The sequence below is a fragment of the Escherichia sp. WS1451 genome (assembly GCF_046487365.1).
In the GTDB taxonomy this organism is placed as follows: domain Bacteria; phylum Pseudomonadota; class Gammaproteobacteria; order Enterobacterales; family Enterobacteriaceae; genus Escherichia; species Escherichia coli.
Window position 1 is genome coordinate 1 of record NZ_JBJQJP010000067.1, and the last position, 1,153, is coordinate 1,153.

Consider the following 1,153-nt stretch of genomic DNA (forward strand, 5'->3'; position numbering starts at 1 on the left):
TGTACTGACCCCAGAAAGTTGGACAGTTAAACACGAGGCATATAGGTCTGATTCCGATATTCAATTGGAGTCAGACCTTTTAATTTCAGGCTAATTCTTCTGCTGTTGTAGTATTCAATATATTCCGTAACAGCATCCTTCAGCTCGCTTATATTACTGAACTCATCAAGATAAAAACACTCCGACTTTAAGGTTCCAAAGAAACACTCCACCACAGCATTATCCAGACAATTGCCTTTTCTGGACATGCTTTGTTTAATACCATGTTCTTTAAGGATATTTTGATATCTTCTCATACGATACTGCCATCCCTGGTCAGAGTGCAGAACAGGATGCTCGTGAGGATTAAGCTTTTTGAATGCCTGATCGAGCATATTCTCGACCATGTTCATCACTGGTCTTTCCGAAAGGCTGTAAGAAATAACTTCGTTGTTGAAGAGATCTATTACTGGAGACAAATACAGCTTGCGCCCATTGACTGCAAATTCAGTAACATCGGTAACCCACTTCTCGTTTGGCCGCGTAGCCTTGAAATCTCTTTGGAGAACATTGGGGGCGGTTTGCCCTACCTCTCCTCTGTAAGAGCGGTATCGCTTGACCTTAATCGCTGCCTTCAGTGAGAGGATTCCCATCAGGCGCTGAACAGCTTTATGGTTAATCTGTTTCCCTTCTCGATGAAGAGACAGCGTTACCCTACGGTATCCGTATCGGCCTCTATTCTCATGATAAATCTCACCAATACGCTTTTTAACGTCCGCATACTTGTCAGGCTTGCTGAGAGCCTTTAGATGGTAATAAAACGTACTGCGCGGTATCTCCGCAGCCCTGAGAAGCTCATCAAGAGGATAAAACTGCCTTAGCTCGTTGAGTACTTTCACTTTTTCGTGGGATGAGCTAAGGCTTTCAGCTTTTTTAGATACACAAGCCGCGTTTCAAGAAATCGAACTTGCCTTTCAAGATCCTCAATGCGTCGGTCTTTTGACAGCTCCAATGCTGATGCCGCTTTTTCTGGATCAACTGATATTGCAATGTTTCTTTTGGTGCCAATCTTGAGCGCGCGTAAACCAGCTTCTCCGCGCTCTTCATAAACCTTCAGCCACCTGGCTACAGAACCACTACCAGCAAGCATAAAGTGAGCAGCAGCCTGATTAAG

At 44.2% G+C, this 1,153-nt stretch carries 1 pseudogene; it reads right to left on the reverse strand.

Going from position 1 to position 1,153, the window contains the following annotated elements:
• Positions 1-26: 26 nt before the first annotated feature.
• Positions 27-1,153 (reverse strand): annotated as a pseudogene (locus tag ACJHX7_RS26160) (IS3-like element IS150 family transposase); the annotation flags it as partial.